Genomic DNA, 869 nt, shown 5'->3' with positions numbered 1-869 from the left:
CGTAAGCGTCCGGTTGAGCAGCCTTTGAGATTTGCTCCAATGCGCTGAAGTTACGTCGCTAATTCCGTAGTTAGCGACGTAGCCAAAGGATGAACTTATGGGGCGGATTGAGATTCTGACGGGCGTCGAGCGCCGCCGTGTGTGGACGGACGAGGACAAGCTTCGGATTCTGGAGGAGGTTGAGACGAGTGGGTTTGGCGTCGCCGAGATTGCCCGCCGGCATGATATTCTCCCGCAGCAGATTTACACCTGGCGCAAGAAGCTTGGCCGGGACATCAGGTCGCCGGTTGGATCAGGCGTGACACTGTTGCCGGTGGCGCTGATCGGGGCGGATGCGGAAAGCGAACCGGATCGAGCCGCGGCAGCAGAAAGGGTCGCGGCGAAACGGCCGGCAAAGCCGTCGCGCATTGAGATCGGCTGCAAAGGTGGCCGCGTCCTGAAGATCGATGCTTCTATCGCGCCGGAAACGCTGAAAGCTCTGATACGATCGGTGGAAGAGGCATGATGGGGCCAGGGGCGAATGCGCGCGTCTATCTCGCCTGCGGGGCGACCGACATGCGCAAAGGGATCGACGGCCTGACGGCGTTGGTGCAAACGGGGTTGCGGCAAAAGCCGGCATCCGGATCGGTGTTCGTCTTTCGCGGGCGGCGCGGCAACCGCATCAAGCTTCTGTTCTGGGACGGCCAAGGCTTTTGCCTCTATTACAAGGTCCTGGAGAAAGGGCGCTTTCCATGGCCGTCGGCTGCTGATGGCACAGCCCGGCTGACGGCGGCGCAACTGGCGATGCTGTGGGAAGGGATTGACTGGCGGCGACCGTCCTGGAGCGCTGCGCCGAAGCGCAGCGCATGAGGGAAAATATAATCTTTCCA

The 869-nt window shown here is 61.3% G+C and carries 2 protein-coding genes; both read left to right on the top strand.

Going from position 1 to position 869, the window contains the following annotated elements:
* Nucleotides 1-97 precede the first annotated feature (97 nt).
* On the top strand, nt 98-505 hold the full coding sequence (tnpA, locus tag ATN84_RS16220; protein WP_068882728.1) for an IS66-like element accessory protein TnpA: 408 nt from the start codon (nt 98-100) through the stop codon (nt 503-505).
* Nucleotides 502-849, top strand: a complete 348-nt coding sequence (gene tnpB / locus ATN84_RS16215) for an IS66 family insertion sequence element accessory protein TnpB (RefSeq protein WP_068882727.1) — start codon at nt 502-504, stop codon at nt 847-849. Before tnpA ends, tnpB begins: the two co-directional genes overlap by 4 nt.
* Nucleotides 850-869: the final 20 nt, after the last annotated feature.

It is taken from the genome of Paramesorhizobium deserti, assembly GCF_001558695.1.
Lineage (GTDB): Bacteria > Pseudomonadota > Alphaproteobacteria > Rhizobiales > Rhizobiaceae > Paramesorhizobium > Paramesorhizobium deserti.
The sequence above is the reverse complement of the archived record's forward strand: the minus strand, read 5'-3'. Positions and strand labels throughout refer to the sequence as shown.

What these genes read in the sequence shown, in the direction of transcription:
- tnpA (WP_068882728.1), top strand. Translation starts at nt 98, where the DNA reads ATGGGGCGGATTGAGATTCTGACGGGCGTCGAGCGCCGCCGTGTGTGG.
- tnpB (WP_068882727.1), top strand. Translation starts at nt 502, where the DNA reads ATGATGGGGCCAGGGGCGAATGCGCGCGTCTATCTCGCCTGCGGGGCG.